Origin of the sequence: Enterococcus sp. AZ011, assembly GCF_050548355.1 — a bacterium.
In the GTDB taxonomy this organism is placed as follows: domain Bacteria; phylum Bacillota; class Bacilli; order Lactobacillales; family Enterococcaceae; genus Enterococcus; species Enterococcus faecalis.
In genome coordinates this window covers 1880406-1899746 of the sequence record NZ_CP172959.1, presented here as the reverse complement: position 1 = coordinate 1899746, position 19341 = coordinate 1880406, and the positions used below count along the sequence as shown (strand labels likewise).

General features: G+C 36.5%; 10 protein-coding genes and 1 pseudogene. 9 read left to right on the top strand and 2 right to left on the bottom strand.

What is annotated here, in order from left to right:
• Positions 1 to 13: 13 nt before the first annotated feature.
• The 7 genes from IGL36_RS09175 (at position 14) to trpS (ending at position 9943) form a co-directional block, all read left to right on the top strand.
• A complete protein-coding gene (locus IGL36_RS09175; protein WP_002356838.1) occupies positions 14 to 1291 on the top strand; it encodes an ABC transporter substrate-binding protein in 1278 nt (425 codons plus the stop codon).
• Positions 1292 to 1441: 150 nt separating this feature from the next.
• Positions 1442 to 2344, top strand: coding sequence for a carbohydrate ABC transporter permease (locus IGL36_RS09170; protein WP_002356840.1), 903 nt, complete (start codon positions 1442 to 1444; stop codon positions 2342 to 2344).
• Positions 2317 to 3234 (top strand): carbohydrate ABC transporter permease, encoded by a 918-nt coding sequence (locus tag IGL36_RS09165; protein WP_002383582.1) that lies wholly within the window; start codon positions 2317 to 2319, stop codon positions 3232 to 3234. The genes IGL36_RS09170 and IGL36_RS09165 overlap by 28 nt, the downstream gene beginning before the upstream one ends.
• Positions 3235 to 3246: 12 nt before the next feature.
• Positions 3247 to 3918, top strand: coding sequence for a hypothetical protein (locus IGL36_RS09160; protein ID WP_002389950.1), 672 nt, complete (start codon positions 3247 to 3249; stop codon positions 3916 to 3918).
• 100 nt (positions 3919 to 4018) lie between these two features.
• Positions 4019 to 4987 carry a hypothetical protein gene (locus IGL36_RS09155; protein ID WP_002398051.1) on the top strand — a complete coding sequence of 323 codons (969 nt, stop codon included), beginning with the start codon at positions 4019 to 4021 and terminating at the stop codon, positions 4985 to 4987.
• A gap of 10 nt (positions 4988 to 4997) precedes the next feature.
• Positions 4998 to 8777: an Ig-like domain-containing protein gene (locus IGL36_RS09150; protein ID WP_002405151.1), complete on the top strand. Its 3780-nt coding sequence runs from the start codon at positions 4998 to 5000 to the stop codon at positions 8775 to 8777.
• A gap of 161 nt (positions 8778 to 8938) precedes the next feature.
• The gene (gene trpS, locus IGL36_RS09145) at positions 8939 to 9943 is read left to right on the top strand and encodes a tryptophan--tRNA ligase (RefSeq protein ID WP_002398053.1); all 1005 of its coding nucleotides are present in this window, start codon (positions 8939 to 8941) and stop codon (positions 9941 to 9943) included.
• Between the two features lie 53 nt (positions 9944 to 9996).
• On the opposite strand, the gene IGL36_RS09140 is transcribed toward trpS, so the two are convergent.
• Both IGL36_RS09140 and IGL36_RS09135 read right to left on the bottom strand, forming a co-directional pair.
• Positions 9997 to 11775 (bottom strand): ABC transporter ATP-binding protein, encoded by a 1779-nt coding sequence (locus tag IGL36_RS09140; RefSeq protein WP_002398054.1) that lies wholly within the window; start codon positions 11773 to 11775, stop codon positions 9997 to 9999.
• Between the two features lie 52 nt (positions 11776 to 11827).
• Positions 11828 to 13555: an ABC transporter ATP-binding protein gene (locus tag IGL36_RS09135; RefSeq protein WP_002398055.1), complete on the bottom strand. Its 1728-nt coding sequence runs from the start codon at positions 13553 to 13555 to the stop codon at positions 11828 to 11830.
• Positions 13556 to 13621: 66 nt separating this feature from the next.
• Between IGL36_RS09135 and IGL36_RS09130 the strand changes: the two genes are divergently transcribed.
• Entirely contained in the window at positions 13622 to 14437 is an 816-nt protein-coding gene (locus IGL36_RS09130; protein WP_002398056.1) for a MerR family transcriptional regulator, read from the top strand.
• Positions 14438 to 14910: 473 nt separating this feature from the next.
• Positions 14911 to 19035, top strand: a pseudogene (locus tag IGL36_RS09125) (isopeptide-forming domain-containing fimbrial protein).
• Positions 19036 to 19341 lie beyond the last annotated feature (306 nt).

The following is a 19341-nucleotide window of genomic DNA, read 5'->3' as shown; positions in this document are numbered from 1 at the left end:
GGAGGTAGTACAAATGAAATTTTGGAAAAAAGGCTTAACAGCGGCAGCGTTGTTAGCGGTGGCGGCAGTAACTTTAACAGCATGTGGTGGTTCAAGTGAAAAGAAAGCAACTGAAAAGAGTGAAGATGGCAAAACAAAATTAACAGTAACTACTTGGAATTATGACACGACCCCAGAATTTGAGAAATTATTCAGAGCTTTTGAAGCGGAAAATCCTGATATCACTATTGAACCGGTGGACATTGCTTCAGATGATTATGACACAAAAGTAACAACGATGCTTTCATCAGGAGATACGACGGATATTTTAACCATGAAAAACTTACTTTCATATTCTAATTACGCGCTACGCAATCAATTGGTGGATTTAACCGATCACGTTAAAGATTTAGATATCGCACCTGCCAAAGCAAGTTACGAGATGTATGAAATCGATGGTAAAACCTATGCTCAGCCTTACCGTACAGATTTCTGGGTATTGTATTACAATAAAAAAATGTTTGATGAAGCCGGAATTGCCTATCCCGATAACTTAACTTGGGACGAATATGAAGCATTAGCGAAAAAATTATCTAAACCAGAAGAACAAGTATATGGTGCCTATCAACATACTTGGCGCTCAACCGTTCAAGCGATTGCTGCTGCTCAAAATAATGCCAATTTGATTGAACCGAAATACAATTATATGGAAACTTATTATGATCGCGCATTGAGAATGCAAAAAGATCAATCACAAATGGATTTTGGAACAGCAAAATCAACAAAAGTAACGTATCAATCACAATTTGAAAATTCAAAAGCGGCGATGATGTACATGGGTAGCTGGTACATGGGGACTTTATTAACCAACATTGATGATGGCAAAACAAATGTTGAATGGGGGATTGCCGAAATACCACAACAAGAAAAAGGTAAAGCAACTACTTTTGGCTCACCGACAAGTTTTGCAATTAATAAAAACAGTAAAAAACAAAAAGCTGCTCAAAAATTCTTAGACTTTGCTTCAGGTAAAGAAGGTGCAAAACTTTTAGCAGAAGTAGGGGTGGTTCCTTCTTATAAAACAGATGAAATTGATAAAATCTACTTTGCAAGAAAAGGAATGCCTTCAGATGAAGTCTCACAAAAAGCCTTTAACCCAGATACAATTAATTTAGAATTCCCATCTGATAAAAACGGTGCCGCAATTGATAAAGTATTACAAGAAGAACATGATTTAATTATGGTCGGCGACGAAAAACCAAAAGATGGTATTGCTAACATGGAAAAACGTGTCAAAGCAGAGATAGACTAACTATTATTTCCAGCAAAAACACAAAAGATTGATGAAAAAAATAAGCTGAAATGAGTAACCTACAATGAATTTCAGCTTATTTTTTTAAATAAAGAATGTAGCTTGAGTTTGGAAGGAGGGCCTGTTAAGTTCACTTAACAGAATACAATTATGGAAATTACTTCAAAAACAAAAACAGCAAATAAATTGAGACGAAAAAATACGTGGACTGCGTTATCTTTTATCGCACCAAACTTTATTGGCTTTTTCCTCTTCACTTTAATCCCGGTTATCTGTTCACTGATTTTAGCTTTTATGAGTTGGGATTCTTTTTCAACTCCTGAATTTGTCGGAATGAAAAATTTCACCAAAATGATTCATGATGATACGTTTTGGATTTCGTTAAAACAAACATTTATCTATACGATTGGTGTTGTTCCGTTAACATTGATTTGCTCATTAGGACTAGCGATTTTGTTGAATCGTAAAATTAGAGGGATGAAATTTTTTAGAACGGCTTTTTTCTTTCCTTATGTAACGTCATTAGTTGCGATTGCGGTCGTTTGGAATATGCTATTTCATCCAACAATGGGACCAATTAATCAATTTTTGAAATTATTTATTGAAAATCCTCCTGGCTGGACATCTAGTTCTACTTGGGCTTTACCAGCAATTATCATCGTTAGTGTGTGGCGCTTTATGGGGTATTATATGATTTTGTATTTAGCTGGTTTACAAAGTGTGCCAAGAGAATTATATGAAGCAGCGTCAATGGATGGGGCGGGTAAATGGAATCAATTTTTAAATGTTACCTTACCTTCATTACGACCAACGACCTTTTTCGTGACTATCATGCTTGTAATTAACTGTTTCAAAGTGTTTGACTTAGTTCAAGTTATGACTGGTGGTGGACCAGGACGTGCAACGAATGTGTTAGTTTACGAAATTTACAATGAAGCCTTTGTCAAATTTAATTTTGGTTATGCATCAGCCATTGCGATGGTCTTATTCATCATCGTTCTAGCGATTACTGTGGCTCAATTTAAATGGAATCAACATCAAGAGAAAGTTTAGGAGGAGAAAAGATGGAAGCAACTTTTTCAAAAAAAGAAAATACTCGAAAAGCAAAAACGAAAAAAGCAGAAAAAGTCACACCTGGTGGGATCCTTGTAATCATTCTCTTAACTTTACTTGCGTTAATTACTTTGGTGCCTTTCATTTGGATGGTTTCAGCATCATTTAAAACAAACAATGAAGTTTTCACCATTCCAATTCAATGGATTCCTAAAAGTTGGCATCCAGAAAACTATTCCGTTATTTGGGAACGCATTCCATTGTTAACTTTCTTTAAAAATACGTTATTTTTAAGTATTGTGATTACGATTATTCAACTATTTACTTCAAGTTTTGCAGCATATGGCTTTTCAAAAATGAATTTTAGAGGAAGAGATACACTTTTTATTACGTACATCGCAACAATTGCTATTCCTTGGCAATCGTATATGATTCCACAATTTATTATGATGCGTCAATTAGGTTTGACTGACACGTTATGGTCACTTGTTTTATTACAAGCATTTAATGCATTTGGAGTCTTTTTACTGAAACAATATTACAGTAGTATTCCAGATTCACTATGTGAAAGTGCGCGGATTGATGGGTTAAGTGAGTGGGGAATTTATTGGAAAATTATTTTACCATTAACCAAACCAGCTTTAGCCAGTCTCACGATTATTACTTTTGTGAATACATGGAATGACTATATGGGACCTTTCATTTATTTATCTTCTACTGAGAATAAAACAATTCAGTTAGGTTTGAAAATGTTCGTCGGTTTATTTGATGCTGAATATGCCTTAATCATGGCCGCATCAGTGGTTTCTATTTTACCAGTAGGGATTGTCTTTTTAGCAATGCAAAAATACTTTGTTGAAGGTATTGCTACATCTGGAATGAAGAATTAGGAGGAAGTTTGAATGTTTACTAAGCAAACCTTTGATAATAATATCTATATGAAAATTTTTCGCTGGCTTTACATTTTATTTATCGGTAATCTAGGGCTTCTCTTAGTGAACATTCCTTTTTTCATAGCGGTGATTAGCTTAGACATTGATCCACGAAACCTCCCGCTTTTTGTAGTAACGTTGCTGCCGATGGGGGCAGGGATGATTGCACTTTTAGGCTTAATCGATACTTTTAAAGAAGAAAAGGAGCTGGATCCGTTTAAAACTTTTTTCCAAAAGTTTCGTCAGTTTGGGTTAAGAGGCTTTCTTATCAGCTTGCTTGGCTTAGGAAGTAGCATCATCAGTGTGACAGATATATTCTTTTTTGCCAAAACAACGATTGGTAAATGGTTTATTCCATTGATGGTCCTTCTGCTAATTTTTGGGTTAGCTATTATGCTGAATGCTTGGTATTTTCAAGTACGAAACCCGCAAGCTTCTTTTAAAGATGTGTTTCGGATTTCAATTTACTATGGACTGCGGAAATGGTATGTCAGCTGTCTAAATGTTTTTTTACTATTCTCAATGTTTGCAATGATGTTTTTGAAGCCACAGTTTGGGTTTGTTGTAACCCCTGTCCTGTTCCTAGGGATTATTTATTTAAATACTGGGAAATTGCATGAAAAGCAAAAAAAGAATAAATAATTTTTACATAATAAGTAATCTCGATTTTCAGGAAAATGAATGAAGGTGGGGTTGCTTATTTTGTTCTTGCCTTGTGTATTAAAGTGGAGGGAGCGAACGAATGAAGAAAAAAATAATTATTTTAAGTAGCTTTTTGATAGGTGCTATTTTTGTGCTCGTTATTTTTACTACCAGCCAGCAAAGTATGATTAATAACGAAGCAATCCAAGTCGAAGAATTAATTGTTTATGGCGATAAAAATATGAATCGTGTAGCGAAGCAATTCTCTGATCAGAATAATTTAACTTCGTTTGGGAAAAATTTCTGGCGCAAAACGTATCACGGAAAATCACCCACTCAGGAACTACTGAAGGTTGCAACGGAGGATTTAGTACAACATAAAATGATTAAACAGCTGGCGACGGAGTTAGAAATAGTCCACTCACAAACATTTGGGCAAGAAAAAAAAGAATGGCAAGACCAAAAGAGCAGTTTAACGCTCTGGCAATTTTTAGATGCAAAAGATCAACAATTACAGGACCAAATAAAAGAGAAATTAATGGAGAAAGAAAAGCCAACGCAAAAAGAATTGCGGCAGGCCTTTGAGCAATTGGATGATAAATATAAAAAGACCGATTACTTTGTTGAAGCAATTGAAATTCCAACTTTTTCAGGTAAGCAAGCAGAATTAGAAAAAATAGCCGAAGCAATCTCTCCGAATCTATCTTATGAGGAGACGTTATTGGAGTGGCAAAATAAATTACCTAATCTTGTTATTGAATCGTATCAATTGAAGAGTGCAGAAATCCAAAAAGAGGATATTTATTCGTTGTCTGTTGGGGAGATTCTTAGTGAAAAAGCTGTTGGTACCGTGGTGAAAGGATACCACGAAAACCAATACTTTTATATTTTTAATAAGGAAGGAGGGCAACTTTTACAGTTTGAAGAAGCACCACAATTTGGCAAAAATGCCTATATCAACACATGCTACAAAGAGAAATTAGCTACGTATCAACAAGCAACCAAAGTAGACTTGTTGGAGAAAGACAGAGAAAAGTTTTTCCAAAATTATCAAAATAAAAACAGTTAAGGAGCAGAAAATGAAAAAAAAAGCGTATTTTAAAAGTGTAACCATTTTCCTTTCTATTTTGCTTGTTTTTTCCCAGCTTCAATTATTTAGTCTTCCTGCTTATGGGGAAACAGTGAGTGATCAACCGTTACTTTTTCGTTCAGTAGGTGTCGCTCAAAGTGGGACGACCTACTATGTGGATGGGGAAGGAGGAAATAATGCCAATGATGGGCAGTCTCCAGCCAGTGCTTGGCGTGATTTTGAAAAAGTGAATCAGACGGAGTTTCAGCCAGGCGACCATCTTTTGCTGAATGCGCAAAGTACCTGGAATAACCAATTGTTGCATCCAAAAGGGAATGGGACAGCGGCACAAAAGATTGTCATTGATTTTTATGATACGAATGACAAAGGAGAAACCATTTTTGAAACAACACGGCGTCCGATTATTAACGGTGGTGGCACCTACAGCACAGGGACTTTCAAACGTGCAATCTCAGGGGCCGTGCAGTTAGTGAACCAAGAATATTGGGATATTTCAAATTTAGAAGTGACAAATACACCAGAGCTAGATAATCTCGAAGGCTATAAGAAACCAGGAGATGCTCAAAGAGCGGGGATATTAGTACTAGGATATGAACAAAATCGAACGTTCAATAGTGTCACGATAAGGAATAACTATGTTCATGATGTTCAAACAGAATATTATTTGAATCTAAGTGGGAATACTGCAACCAAACGATTAAAAGCGGTAGGTGGAATTATTGTTTTAGGAAGTTGGTTTGATGAGAATGGCAATGTAGTAACGGCAGCCAATGATCATCGAACAACGACTGGATTTAATGATATTTTGATTGAAAATAATGTGATTCAACGAGTGGGACTTGAAGGAATTCGAACAAAAGCTGATTCAGATACCTCAAGAGGCAACACTTTCTACAAAACGTTTTCTAATATTACGATTCGTAATAACTATTTAGAAGATATTGCTGGCGACGGGATTGTCTTGTCAGAAGCCAAAAGTGGCGGTGTCGTCGAAGGAAATGTTGCTGTCCGAATGTGCAATGCTGATTATGGTACACAAAATTACGCGGGCGTTTGGGCAATGTCTGTAGATGACGGACTGTTCCAATATAACGAAGTATACGGAATCAAATATGGATTTAACGATGCTGAAGCTTATGATGTGGACATGCAGTCAAACAATGTTATTTATCAATATAACTATTCACATCATAATACTGGCGGCTTTTTATTGCTTATGTCTGATCAAAAAAATTCGGTTATTCGGTACAATATCTCAGCTAATGACGGCGGTGGTAACCGAGGAACAGGTAAAGACAATCCAGGCGGAGCTGGTGGCTACAATTATAAAGAACAAAGCATTTTCCATTATTGGGTGAAAAATGATGGAGCGGCAATGCCAACTATCCACAATAATACGATTTATGTTGGCGACGGTATTTCAACGTCATTATTTGGTGAAGGAAATAGTTCTGACAACAGTGGTACAGTAGCCAATTTTTACAATAATATTTTATACAAAGAAGGTACCGGACAATTAAAATTCTTATCTAATTATCCAACAAATGGGACACAACCAATTGAACGTAAAATGGTCGATAATCCAGAAAAATATTTCAAAAATAATGTTATTTGGCCAAAAGAAATTGCTACAGAAAAAAGTGGTGCAACTGTTGAAAAATTAGTATCAAGTGGAAACATTTTTGAAAAACCACAATTAGAAATCACAGATAACCCTGAAAAAGTGAAAGAGTTGGCAGAGCAAGAATTTACGACATTGAAACCAACAAAAGATAATGTGGTTGAATTTACTTCCAAAGAACGATTACGTCAGCGAGCACAAATGTTCCAATTAAAAGAAACCTCTCCAGCGATTGGTAAAGGTTTGTCGGAAGTGAACAGTGCGGCAGAAGACTTCTTTGGAAATAGCTTGAAAAATAAAGTTTTAGATATTGGCGCGCAACAAGCGTCCACAATTGAAAAAAGTATTCGTTATCAAAATCAAGTGTTAGAAATTAGTTCGGCAACAGGTGTGTATCCTAATTTGCCAGAGCAAGTTGAATTAACGTACGAAGAAGTCGTGAATGAAGAAGTGGTTGCGACAGGCAAAAAAGAATTTAAGTTACAATGGGAAGCAATCCCTCAAGAAAAAATTAATACAGCAGGCACAGTTGAAGTTGCAGCAACAGTTATCGGCTTACCGATAGATGCTGTCAAAGTAACAGCCAAGGTCTCTTTTGAGGGTGAACTTGGTGAAGGAAAAGACACCGTTAAACTAAAAACAGCCCAAACTGCCTATGTTCAAAAGAGTGATGGTAACCGAGCATACTCTGCTATAGCAGGCGGTACCGCTACCATTAGTTCAGGAGACGCCTACAAATATCCTTATGGAGTAAACTATACGGGCAATTACGCATTAAAATTAAAAAATGCTAGTTCTGCGGGGTATAATCGCCGGATTTACGTTGAAATTGATACACAAGAATTGAAGAACTATCAATCACTAAAAAGTGCCAATTTAGAATTAAATGTGATGCGTTATGATGCGTGGAATGGTGCTGGCAATACAACTGATGAACGTTTGAAAAATACGCAGTTCCAAGTAGATGTTTATGGAACAGATACTAATTGGATGAGTAACACCATTACTTGGAACAATGGTCCAAATAATTTAAATGTACCAAATGAAGAATTTATTGCTCGACAATCTTTTACAAATAGTTCAATTATGAATAATCAAAATACAATCTCTATTGATATTAGTAACTATCTACGAAAGCTAATTCAAAGTGGTGAGAAAATTCCAGCCAAGTTAAGTTTCTTATTAGCGATTACAGACAGTCGTTTGCCTGGTTATGATTCTGATAATGCTGGGTTTGATGCTTTTTCAAAAGAAGGCGCACAAAAGGCCTATCAAGACTTTTTAGCAGGCAAATTGACCTTGCCAACTGGTCAACAGCTAACAGAGGATAGTTTAGCTCCTAAAATTGTTTTATCGAATGTTTTCGAAGTCAAACATGAGTCGATTGAGGTTGCGACAGAAGCGGGTCAAGCCCCTAATCTACCAGAAAAAACAACTATTTTTTATTCGGATGGTTCACAACGAGAAGTGACTGTCAATTGGTCAGAAGTTCCAGCATCTTCTTATCAAAAAGAAGGAACATTCACTGTTGTAGGACGAGCAGCAGGTGTCTCAATGCCAATTATTGCCAATGTAAAAGTCACCGCTAAACATATTGTTGGATTCAAGGAATTGCCTACGCTGGATCGACTAACAGGCACCTCGCGAGGCGAACTGAATTTGCCAACTGAAGTAATTGCAAAATTAGATGATGGTAGCGAAACGAAATTGAAGGTTATTTCTTGGGATGACGATGTTAGTAATTATTCGCCAAGTAGCCCGCCAGGTACTTACCAGTTCCCTGCTGCAGTAGAAGAAAAAATAGGAATTGCGAATCCTGATGAACGAAAAATCTTCCAAGTCGTGCAAACTCATGCGATTCCTGAAAGAATTCAATTTGCTACAGAAACAGCCACTATAAAATCAGGCGAAAATTATCAAATTCAATCTAAAGTGATTGGTCAAGCGCCGCACACAGAAACGGATGCTTGGAGCTCGCAAGTAACGTATGAGTTGGTTACACCAGATGCTGGCAATACAGTAAGTGTAGATGAAAACGGTCTGATTAGGACAGAAGCAACGACTGCTGCAGGAAATTATCAAATCAAAGTAACAAGCAAAGTTTTACCGGTAGTAACTGCACAATTTTCAATTAAAGTCACAAAATAAATAAACTGTTTGAAGAGACTGGAACAAGAATTGCTGTAGCTTGCAATCTTTCTAGTCTCTTCGATTATCTAGAATCAATAAATATTCTATTGCCTACTATTCATTCTTTTTAAAACAAGGTAAAATAATAAATGAAAGTAAACGATAAAGGTGTGTAGACAATGAATACTATCTTAACAGGTGATCGTCCAACTGGTAAATTGCACCTAGGACATTACGTAGGTTCCTTAAAAAAACGAGTAGAAATGCAAGCAGACCCTACAAATCAATTATTTGTCATGATTGCAGATTTACAGGCATTGACAGATAATGCAAAAAATCCCGAAAAAGTTTCAGCCAATGTTTTAGAAGTTGCTTTGGACTATTTAGCAGTTGGTTTAGACCCTACGAAAACAACAATTTTTATCCAATCGCAAATTCCACAGTTAGCTGAATTAACAATGTACTATCTAAATTTAGTGACCACGTCACGTGTTCGTCGGAATCCAACGGTCAAAGCAGAAATTGAGCAAAAAAAATTTGGGGAAGGTGTTCCGACAGGATTCTTTATATATCCCGTTTCACAAGCAGCTGATATTACTGCCTTTCAAGCGAATTTAGTCCCGGTTGGGGAAGATCAAAAACCAATGTTGGAACAAGCGCAAGAAATTGTGCATAGTTTTAATCAGACGTACGGTGAAGTTTTAGTTAGACCGGAAGCTGTGTTACCACCAAAAGGCATGGGACGCTTGCCAGGAATTGATGGCAACGGAAAAATGAGTAAGTCTTTAGGCAATGGTATTTATCTTTCAGATCCAGCTGAAGTGGTACAGAAAAAAGTAATGAGTATGTATACCGATCCAAATCATATTCGTATAGAGGACCCAGGACAAGTTGAAGGAAATATGGTCTTTACTTACTTGGATGTCTTTGGGAAAGAGAAAGAATATATTGAAGAATTAAAAGAGCACTATCGTCATGGCGGTTTAGGAGATGTGAAAATTAAACGTTACTTAATTGAAGTCCTAGAAGAAGAACTCGCACCGATTCGTCGACGTCGTGAAGAGCTGGCTAAAAATCCAGAAGCGATTATGGAAATGTTGCATAAAGGAAGTCTTGCTGCTGAAAAAGTGGCAGCACAAACCTTAACAGAAGTCAAAAAAGCAATGGGAATTCAATATTTCTAAGCAATAAAAGAACTGGAACGAGTCAAAAGAAGAATGACTTGTTCCAGTTCTTTTTAAGTGGTTTGAAATTGACTATTATATAAGCTGGCGTAAAGAGTCGGAGCTTGTAATAGTTCCTGATGCGTTCCTTTTTCAATAATATCGCCATTTTTCATCACTAAAATTAAATCAGCATTTTCAATCGTGGATAATCGATGAGCGATAACGAAGCTTGTTCGATTTTCTGTGACAGTTTCCATCGCTTTTTGAATATGGGCTTCTGTTCGTGTGTCCACACTCGAAGTTGCTTCATCGAGAATAACAACGGGCGGATTTGCTAAAATGATTCGGGCGATGGTTAATAACTGTTGTTGCCCTTGTGATAATGCACCATTTTCGCTAGAAATAATTGTGTCATATCCTTGAGGAAGGGTCCGAATAAAATGATCACATTGAGCAATTTTAGCCGCTTCAATTATTTCTTCACGAGAAGCGTCTTTTTTTCCATAGGCAATATTATCTGCTACGGTTCCTTCAAATAGCCAAGTGTTTTGTAATACCATGCCAAATAAATTTCTTAGATTTTGTCGAGAAAGTTTCGTAATATCAATCCCATCAAAAGTAATGGCGCCTTGATTTATTTCATAGAAACGCATCAATAAGTTGACTAATGTTGTTTTACCAGCGCCGGTGGGTCCCACAATGGCCACTGTTTTTTTCGGTTGAACAGAAAAATCAACATTCTTCATTAAAATTTTTTCTGGTGTGTAGCCAAATTGAACATTTTTAAATTCAATGGCTCCTTTAGGAGAAGAAATAGTTTCTAAATGAGTTGCTTCTGGCTGTTCATCAGCTTCATCTAAGATAACAAAAATCCGATCAATGGAAGCCATCGCTGCTTGAATTGAGTTAATGACATAAGAAGCGGTAGAAATCGGCTCAGAAATTTGGTTGATATATTGCAAATACGCTTGCAAGAAACCAATCGTAATACCACCAGATAAAACGAGCATTGCGCCTAAGATAGCACTAATAATAAAAGCCAACTGATTAATAAAACGAATAGCTGGATAAATCGCAAAATTTAGAAACTGTGCTTTTTTAAAGGCACGATAATGTTGTTGATTAACAGCAGCAATTGTTTTTTCAGCATTTTGCTGTTGATTAAAGGTTTTTGTGACCAAATTTCCTGCTAAATATTCTTCCATCTTATTATTTAATTGACCTAATTCAGCTTGACTTTGATCAGCAAACACCTTGTTTTTATTCGCGATTTTTGTCGTCATGAAAGTACTGCCGCCAATTAGGAGCAACACTAAAATGGTTAATTTTGCATCAATATAGAACAACATGATTCCTGCAAAAAGGATAGTCACGACGGAAGTGAAAAATTGGTTGATGCCTGTTAAAAGAACTTGTGACAATTGGTTTAAGCCAGTTGTTGAACGACTAATGATATCGCCCACTTGGTGATTGTCAAAGAAGGCCATTGGTAAAGTTTTAAACTTTTTTGTCACTTCTTTTCTAATTCTTAAAGTAACCCGTTCGCTTAAAGAAGCCATTGCTCGTTCCTGAATAAAAGAAGTGATACTACTAATGATTGAAAAGAGAATTAAAAGTAAGACGGGACCTAAGAGCGCTTCTTCAACTAAAGAAAGTGTCATGCCTTTGAGCCCGACATGCTTGATAGCTTCTAAGAGGTTATCAATCCCGATTGCCATAATATAGGTCATGGCAACAATTAATAAGTTTCCAATTAAACTGCAGATCATTAGACCATAAAAGATTGGATGCTCAGGTTTAATCATTTTCCAGAAACGTTTAAAGCTTTGAATATTCATTGTTTTTTTCATTGTATGGCTTGAAAAGAAAACTTTCTTTCAAGCAGTCACATCCTTTCTTTAATTATTTGGGTAAGATACCTTGCGATTTAGCAAAGTCTTGGTAATAGCTATTAGTGGTAAGTAAATCAGCGTGGGTGCCTTGACCAACAATCCTTCCTTCATCTAGGACGATAATATTGTCAGCGTTCATGATTGTACTTAACCGTTGAGCAACAATGAGCAAAGTTTTGTCCGACATTTGTGCATGTAAAGCGGCACGTAGAGCGGCGTCAGTTTTGTAATCTAATGCGGAAAAGCTGTCATCGAAAATATAAACGTCTGCCGGTTTGATTAAGGCTCGTGCAATACACATTCTTTGTTTTTGACCACCAGAATAGTTGGACCCGCCTTGTGCTACGAAACTTTCAATCCCTTGTGGTAAGGAATCGATAAATTCAGAAGATTGTGAAATTTCTAGTGCCGTTCTTATTTCTTCTGTAGTTGCTTTGGCATTTCCCATTAATAAGTTTGATAAGATTGTCCCACTGAAAAGAAAGGCTTTTTGTGGCACATAACTGATGACTTGGCGAATCGTTTGCTGAGATAATGAGCGGATATCTGTGCCAGAATAGCTAATCGTGCCGGCTGTGACCTCATTTATTCGTAAAAGTAACTTAACTAAAGTACTTTTACCAGCGCCAGTTGCACCAACAATCGCCGTTGTTTTTCCTTTAGGAATAACAAAACTAACATTTTCTAAAACAGGATCAGCTGTTTCTGTGTATTGAAACGTGACGTGATCGAAGCAAATCAAGGCTTTCTCAGGATGATAAGCAATGGTTGCTTCAGTGTGAGGATCGCTAATTTCAATTTCTTCTGACAAAACTTCTTGCAAGCGATTCAAGGAAGCAACGGACCGTGGAATGACAACTAATACCATAGCCGCGATCATTAAGTAGGCCAAAGTTAGAAGCGTATATTCAATCACAGCTGTAACGGTGCCAATTTGTAGGGTGCCTACTGCAACTAAATTACCGCCAAACCACAAAATAGAGGCGTACACAACGCCCATTAATAAAAAGGCAACGGGAGTAATCCAAGCAAAGATTTGATTCACTTTACTCATGCGTTCAGCATAATTTTTAAATGTTTGATTGGTTCGCTGCTCTTCAAAGTCTTGATTATTGAACGCACGAATCATATTAATTCCAGTAAAGAACTCTCGTAAAGTCGTAGTAATTCGATCCATTTTTGGTTGAATTTTTAAAGATAAAGGGGTACCTTTTTTCATTAAAAAATAAACAACGACTAAGTAAAATACGATGGAAGCCAATGTTACCCAAGCGAGTGAAACTGAATAAGAAAATGTCATCACTAAGGCAAATAAACTAATAATAGGCGCTGGAAAGATTAATTGGCAAAACAGCACAATCATTGTTTGAACATTATCTACATCGTTGGTCATTCTAGTTAGCAAAGAATTTGAACCAAATTTATCAACATTTTTCATCGAGAATTGTTGAAATTTTTTAAAGAACAATCCTCTAACTTGAAAACCAAATTTAGCAGCTACTAAAGCAGACAAATAGCTAGAAATAATTGCGGCAATTGTTCCAATGAATGCCACAAGAAACATTTGTATGCCAATCGTTTTAATTACTTGTTGGTCACCGCTAACGATGCCCACATCAATCAACTTGCCAACTAATTTAGGGACGCCAAGGGTTCCTGCGATTTGCAAACAGATGGTTAAAGTTGTCGCAAGAACAATCCATTTACTTTCTTTAATAAACTCTTTCATTAATTTCATGAAATTTCCTCCTTAAACAATACCGTTTTAGCTGTTACAAAGAGTCATTGTACACGTTCAAGTAACTTGAATGTCAACGGTAGAAATGCTAAACTTTTTGATGGAGGTAACAGGATGGAAAAAAATTACACAATAAAAGATGTTTCTGAGTTGTTAAATATCCCTAAGTCCACGATTCGTTATTGGGACGAGCAAGGGTTGATTAGTACAACACGCAATGAAGAAAACGGATACCGAACCTTTGATTTAGAAGATTTGTTCAAAATATATGATATTGATTTTTATCGAAAAATGGGGATTCCTATCAAAGATATGTTGAATTTATATAAAAAGACACCTACCGATCTCTATGCCACCATGGAAGCAACAGAAGAACAACTGGGGCAAGAAATAAAAAGGCTTCAACATAAATACAAAGAAATCAAGAAAAGAAAATTACATTTACATGCGTTAATTGATTTAGAAACATTGGTTTTTTCAGATGAACCAATTCCTTTTGATAAAATTGTTGTTGTTGATATTGAGGATCCAGAAGAGATGAAAGTTTACATGGAACACATTTCAACTTTAGGTATTTACGGGGATTTAAGTGAATCCAATGAACTGACGTATGGGATTTGTTTGGCAAATCATGTGAATAAAAAAAGTTTAGATAAAGTGATTTGGCTCAAAGAATCAAGTAGCCAATACAAAGGCTTTATTTTAAAAGTCAATACACAAGATACCCGTTTGAATAATATCGAAGAAGTAAAAAAGCGTTTAGCAAAACAAGGATTTGAAACAGGCATCGTTGTCGGGGAACATATCTTGACACAACTAGAAGAGGAAAATCAATATATTGAATATTATTATGGTTGGATTGAAATTTTAGGGGAAAAGTAAAACAATTAAAAAAAGGAACTAGCAATAGCAAATGTAGCTAAGCTAGTTTCTTTTTTTGGTAAATGTAATGAAAATTACATGAAAAAAGTTTTAGTTTTTAAAACAATTTAGAACGAATGTTATTAAAGGGAAAACAATAAAAAAATTACTCTTAAAGCTAGAACTTACCTATGTTTGTATTTTTTTAGGGAAAGTCAATATATTTGCTTCATATAAAACGTGTTATTTAATTCACGATTTTTTGTTGAAATATCGGGTTTTTTTCTTTTTTTAGCTAATATAATGTGTTACTTTTTGATTATAAGGAGAAACGGAAAATCGTACGTTAAAAAAAGTTGTTGTAGCTAAATAAAGAAAGAATTGAAGGTTGAAAAGTATTTTATGGAGGTGGATGTTGAGAAACAATTAGTAATTGTAAAAGTTGTTTGAAGATGATTTGTTTAAGTAAATGAAAAGAACGAAGGAGAATGTAAATGAATAAAGCAGTTAAAAATTTTGTGAGTTACCTTATGATTACCATGCTGTTTATTTTAAATTTGTTACCAATGATGAACGCGTTTGCTCAAGAAGTAACAAGTGATGCTGAGAAGACTGTTGAAAAAGACGGGCTCAAAGTAATAGGGAAAATAGAAGATACATCGTCTCAAGAAGATATTAAAACGGTCACTTACGAAGTAACAAATACACGAGATGTACCGATCAAAGATCTCATTTTAAAACAAAAAAATACCAATGATAGTCCAATCAAATTTGTTTTAGATACTTTAAGTGAAGAGCGAGGACCTACGTCTTTAGAAGAACAAGCAAAGGTTGAAACAAATGAGAAAGATCAAACAACCGATATTAAACTGCTTAACCTTCAACCAAATTCGACAAGAAAGATTACCATAAATGGGCAAATAACTACAAAAGCGTCGAGCAAGTTATTGGTCAGCGTACTAATAGAAGATAATGAAAAAGGAACACTAGTAATTGATTTACCTAGTAAAGATATGCTAGCAGATAAAGAGTCGGTTTCGAAAGAAAAACAGGAAACTTCAGAAACAAAAGTAGAAAATCAGGCAAACGAAACAGTCTCTTCTACAAATGAAATGACCGCAACTACTAGTAACGAAACAAAGCCTGAAGCAGGAAAGGCGACAGAAAGTATTCAAGAGACAGCACTAACGCAGGCTACCGAAAGTCCTGAGCAACCTCCATTAAAGGCGCAACCTACTGGTCCGTTAGTGCCACCAACACCTGGTCGGGGGTTTAATACGCCGATTTATCAAAGCGTTCATAAAGGAGAACTTTTTTCAACGGGAAATACCAACTTAAAAATTGCGAATGAAAATACGGCGGCTGCACAAACATTTTTAAACACACGAGGAGCAAGTAGTGGTTATGCAATTAACAATTTTCCTTTAGAATTTGCAGATGTTGACAATGATCCAAATACGTATAACTCTAGTCGGGCTTATATTGATTTAAATGGTGCAAAAGAGATTGCTTGGGCGGGCTTATTTTGGAGTGCATCTAGATATAAAGGCCCTGCTTACGGAACAAATCTTTCTGATGAAGAAATTAGTGCACCAGTTCAATTTACTACACCAAATGGAACCGTACAGCGTGTTTCGCCCCAAAGGTACCATCGTATCGATCAAGATGCAACAAACCCAGGACAACGTTTCGGGTACAATAACACTGGATTTTCTAATTATGCAGATGTAACTTCAATTTTACAAGGGGATAAAAGTGCGACAGGGAGTTATACGTTGGCAGATATTCCTATGACAAGTAGTTTAAATGGTCAATATCAATATTATAACTTTAGTGGTTGGAGTTTGTTTGTTGTTACAAAGGATCAGGCAAGTAAGTCAAGAGCTTTTAGTATTTACTATGGAGCACGTGGTAATGCTGCTGGAACCAATAATGAATTTACTATGAGCAACTTTTTAACAGCAAAACAAGGAAATCTTGATCCAATTGTGACCTGGTTTACTGTTCAAGGAGATAAATACTGGACTGGAGACAACGCACAAATTAAAAATAGCGCAGGAACTTGGGTAAATATTTCGAACACGCTCAATCCAGTTAATAATGCTATGAACGCAACTGTGACAGATAACGATGAACATATGGTAGATAAGTATCCAGGAAAATTTGCGCCGGATCATCCTAATTTTTTAGATATTGATATCGATCGTATGGCAATTCCCGAAGGTGTTTTAAATGCTGGACAAAACCAAATTAATTTTAGAACAACAAGTAGTGGTGACGATTATTCTACGAATGCGATTGGTTTTGCTGTAAACGCAGAAACGCCTGAATTTGAAATTAAGAAAGAAATTGTGGAACCAAAAGAAACTTACAAAGTTGGTGAAACAATCACGTATCGTGTCTCACTAAAAAATACAAAAGCTGATTCAGAAGCGATAAATTCAGTCTCGAAGGATGCACTAGATGGTCGCTTAAATTATTTGCCAGGCTCTTTAAAAATTATTAGTGGACCAAATTCTGGTGAAAAAACGGATGCTTCAGGCGATGATCAAGCTGAATATGATGAAACCAATAAACAAATTATAGTCCGTGTCGGCAATGGTGCAACTGCTACACAAGGAGGTAGCTACAAAGCTGATACAGCTGAAACAATTTACGAATTTAAAGCGCGGATAAATGAACGAGCAAAAGCAAATGAATTAGTGCCTAATAGCGCAACCGTTGAGGCAGTAGATATTTTAACATCTGCAAAAGTCAACGAAACTTCTAATATAGTAGAAGCGAAAATTGCAGACGAACAAGTAACTGGCAAACTAACCGCAACAAAAACCGTTAATAACGCTAAACCAAAACTAGGCGAAACTATCGAGTACACCATTAGCTTCCGCAACACTGTCGAAAATGGCGTCTTAAACAAAGTGGTTATCACAGACCAACTACCAAAAGGACTGACATATGTCAAAGATAGCCTAACAAGTGTTGGTGATGAACCAAAACCAACCAGCTTGAAAGAAACCAACGGCATAATCACGGCGGAATACCCAAGTATCACTGATACAAAAGAGCGGATTATTCGTTTCAAAGTGATCGTTAACGAAGAAGCCAAAGCGGGCGAAACAATTCTCAACAAAGCCAAAGTAGATGACACAGTTAATCCACCAGAAGAACCAGAGGTGCCTGTGGTACCAGAAACGAACGCAGGCAAACTAGCCGCAACAAAAACCGTTAATAACGCTAAACCAAAACTAGGCGAAACTATCGAGTACACCATTAGCTTCCGCAACACTGTCGAAAATGGCGTCTTAAACAAAGTGGTTATCACAGACCAACTACCAAAAGGACTGACATATGTCAAAGATAGCCTAACAAGTGTTGGTGATGAACCAAAACCAACCAGCTTGAAATAAACCAACGGCATAATCACGGCGGAATACCCAAGTATCACTGATACAAAAGAGCGGATTATTCGTTTCAAAGTGATCGTTAACGAAGAAGCCAAGGCGGGCGAAACAATTCTCAACAGAGCCAAAGTAGATGACACAGTTAATCCGCCCGAAGAACCAGAGGTACCCATTACACCCGAAGAACCAATCACACCTCAAGTAAAAGAAGGCAAATTAACCGCAACAAAAACTGTTAATAACGCTAAACCAAAACTAGGGGAAGCGATCGAATACACAATCAGTTTCCGCAATACCATCGAAAATGGCGTCTTAAACAAAGTAGTTATCACAGACCAACTACCCAAAGGACTGACGTATGTCAAAGATAGCCTAACAAGTGTCGGTGATGAACCAAAACCAACCAGCTTGACAGAAGCCAATGGCACAATCACAGCGGAATACCCAAGTATCACCGATACAAAAGAGCGGAGTATTCGTTTCAAAGTGATTGTTAACGAAGAAGCCAAAGCGGGCGAAACAATTCTCAACAAAGCCAAAGTAGATGACACAGTTAATCCGCCCGAAGAACCAGAGGTGCCTGTGGTACCAGAAACGAACGCAGGCAAACTAGCCGCAACAAAAACCGTTAATAACGCCAAACCAAAACTAGGCGAAACTATCGAGTACACAATTAGCTTCCGCAACACCATCGAAAATGGTGTCCTAAACAAAGTAGTTATTACAGACCAACTACCAAAAGGACTGACGTATGTCAAAGATAGCCTAACAAGTGTCGGTGATGAACCAAAGCCAACCAGCTTGAAAGAAGCTAACGGCACAATCACAGCGGAATACCCAAGTATCACTGATACAAAAGAGCGGAGTATTCGTTTCAAAGTGATCGTTAACGAAGAAGCGAAAGCGGGCGAAACAATTCTCAACAAAGCCAAAGTAGATGATGGCATCAATCCACCAGAAGAACCAGAAGTGCCCATTACGCCTGAAGAACCAGCGAAAAATAAAAAGGAAACAAAAAAAGTTGTTACAGACCAGAACAAACCTACAAAAAATAGTAAAAATGAAATTGCCATAAACAAGAAAGAAACGTCTAAATCATCCTATTTACCAAAAACAGGAGAAAAAGTCCAAAAAATATTTGCGTATCTGGGTGTAGGACTGATCTTAATTGTATTAATTCTCTATGTTATAAAGAGAAACAAAGAAAAAGAGGAGTAAACAAAATCGATTGTTTTAGAACGACTAATTAGCTGAAAATTTAAGAGTTGACGACATAAGTCAAAATGACCTATGTCGTCAACTCTTTTTGATTTATAACAAGAAATCCAACATATTGTGTGTGCATAAAGGCAAATAGAAAAATAGTAGTGAAATAGCTAGTAATAATAAAGAACCAGCTTGCATTAAAACTGCAAAAAAATAAACTACAATTAAACGAATTGCTCTAGTGTTTTTTACGGATAAAATTCAAAAATAGTCCTCCTCAAAAATAATTAGAGGATATCCTCTGTGAAACTATCAAGT

Bases quoted from the DNA above. Each gene is read 5' to 3' on its own strand.
- IGL36_RS09165 (WP_002383582.1), top strand. From the start codon at position 2,317: ATGGAATCAACATCAAGAGAAAGTTTAGGAGGAGAAAAGATGGAAGCA.
- trpS (WP_002398053.1), top strand. From the start codon at position 8,939: ATGAATACTATCTTAACAGGTGATCGTCCAACTGGTAAATTGCACCTA.
- IGL36_RS09135 (WP_002398055.1), bottom strand. From the start codon at position 13,555: ATGAAATTAATGAAAGAGTTTATTAAAGAAAGTAAATGGATTGTTCTT.
- IGL36_RS09160 (WP_002389950.1), top strand. From the start codon at position 3,247: ATGTTTACTAAGCAAACCTTTGATAATAATATCTATATGAAAATTTTT.
- IGL36_RS09175 (WP_002356838.1), top strand. From the start codon at position 14: ATGAAATTTTGGAAAAAAGGCTTAACAGCGGCAGCGTTGTTAGCGGTG.
- IGL36_RS09150 (WP_002405151.1), top strand. From the start codon at position 4,998: ATGAAAAAAAAAGCGTATTTTAAAAGTGTAACCATTTTCCTTTCTATT.
- IGL36_RS09155 (WP_002398051.1), top strand. From the start codon at position 4,019: ATGAAGAAAAAAATAATTATTTTAAGTAGCTTTTTGATAGGTGCTATT.
- IGL36_RS09170 (WP_002356840.1), top strand. From the start codon at position 1,442: ATGGAAATTACTTCAAAAACAAAAACAGCAAATAAATTGAGACGAAAA.
- IGL36_RS09140 (WP_002398054.1), bottom strand. From the start codon at position 11,775: ATGAAAAAAACAATGAATATTCAAAGCTTTAAACGTTTCTGGAAAATG.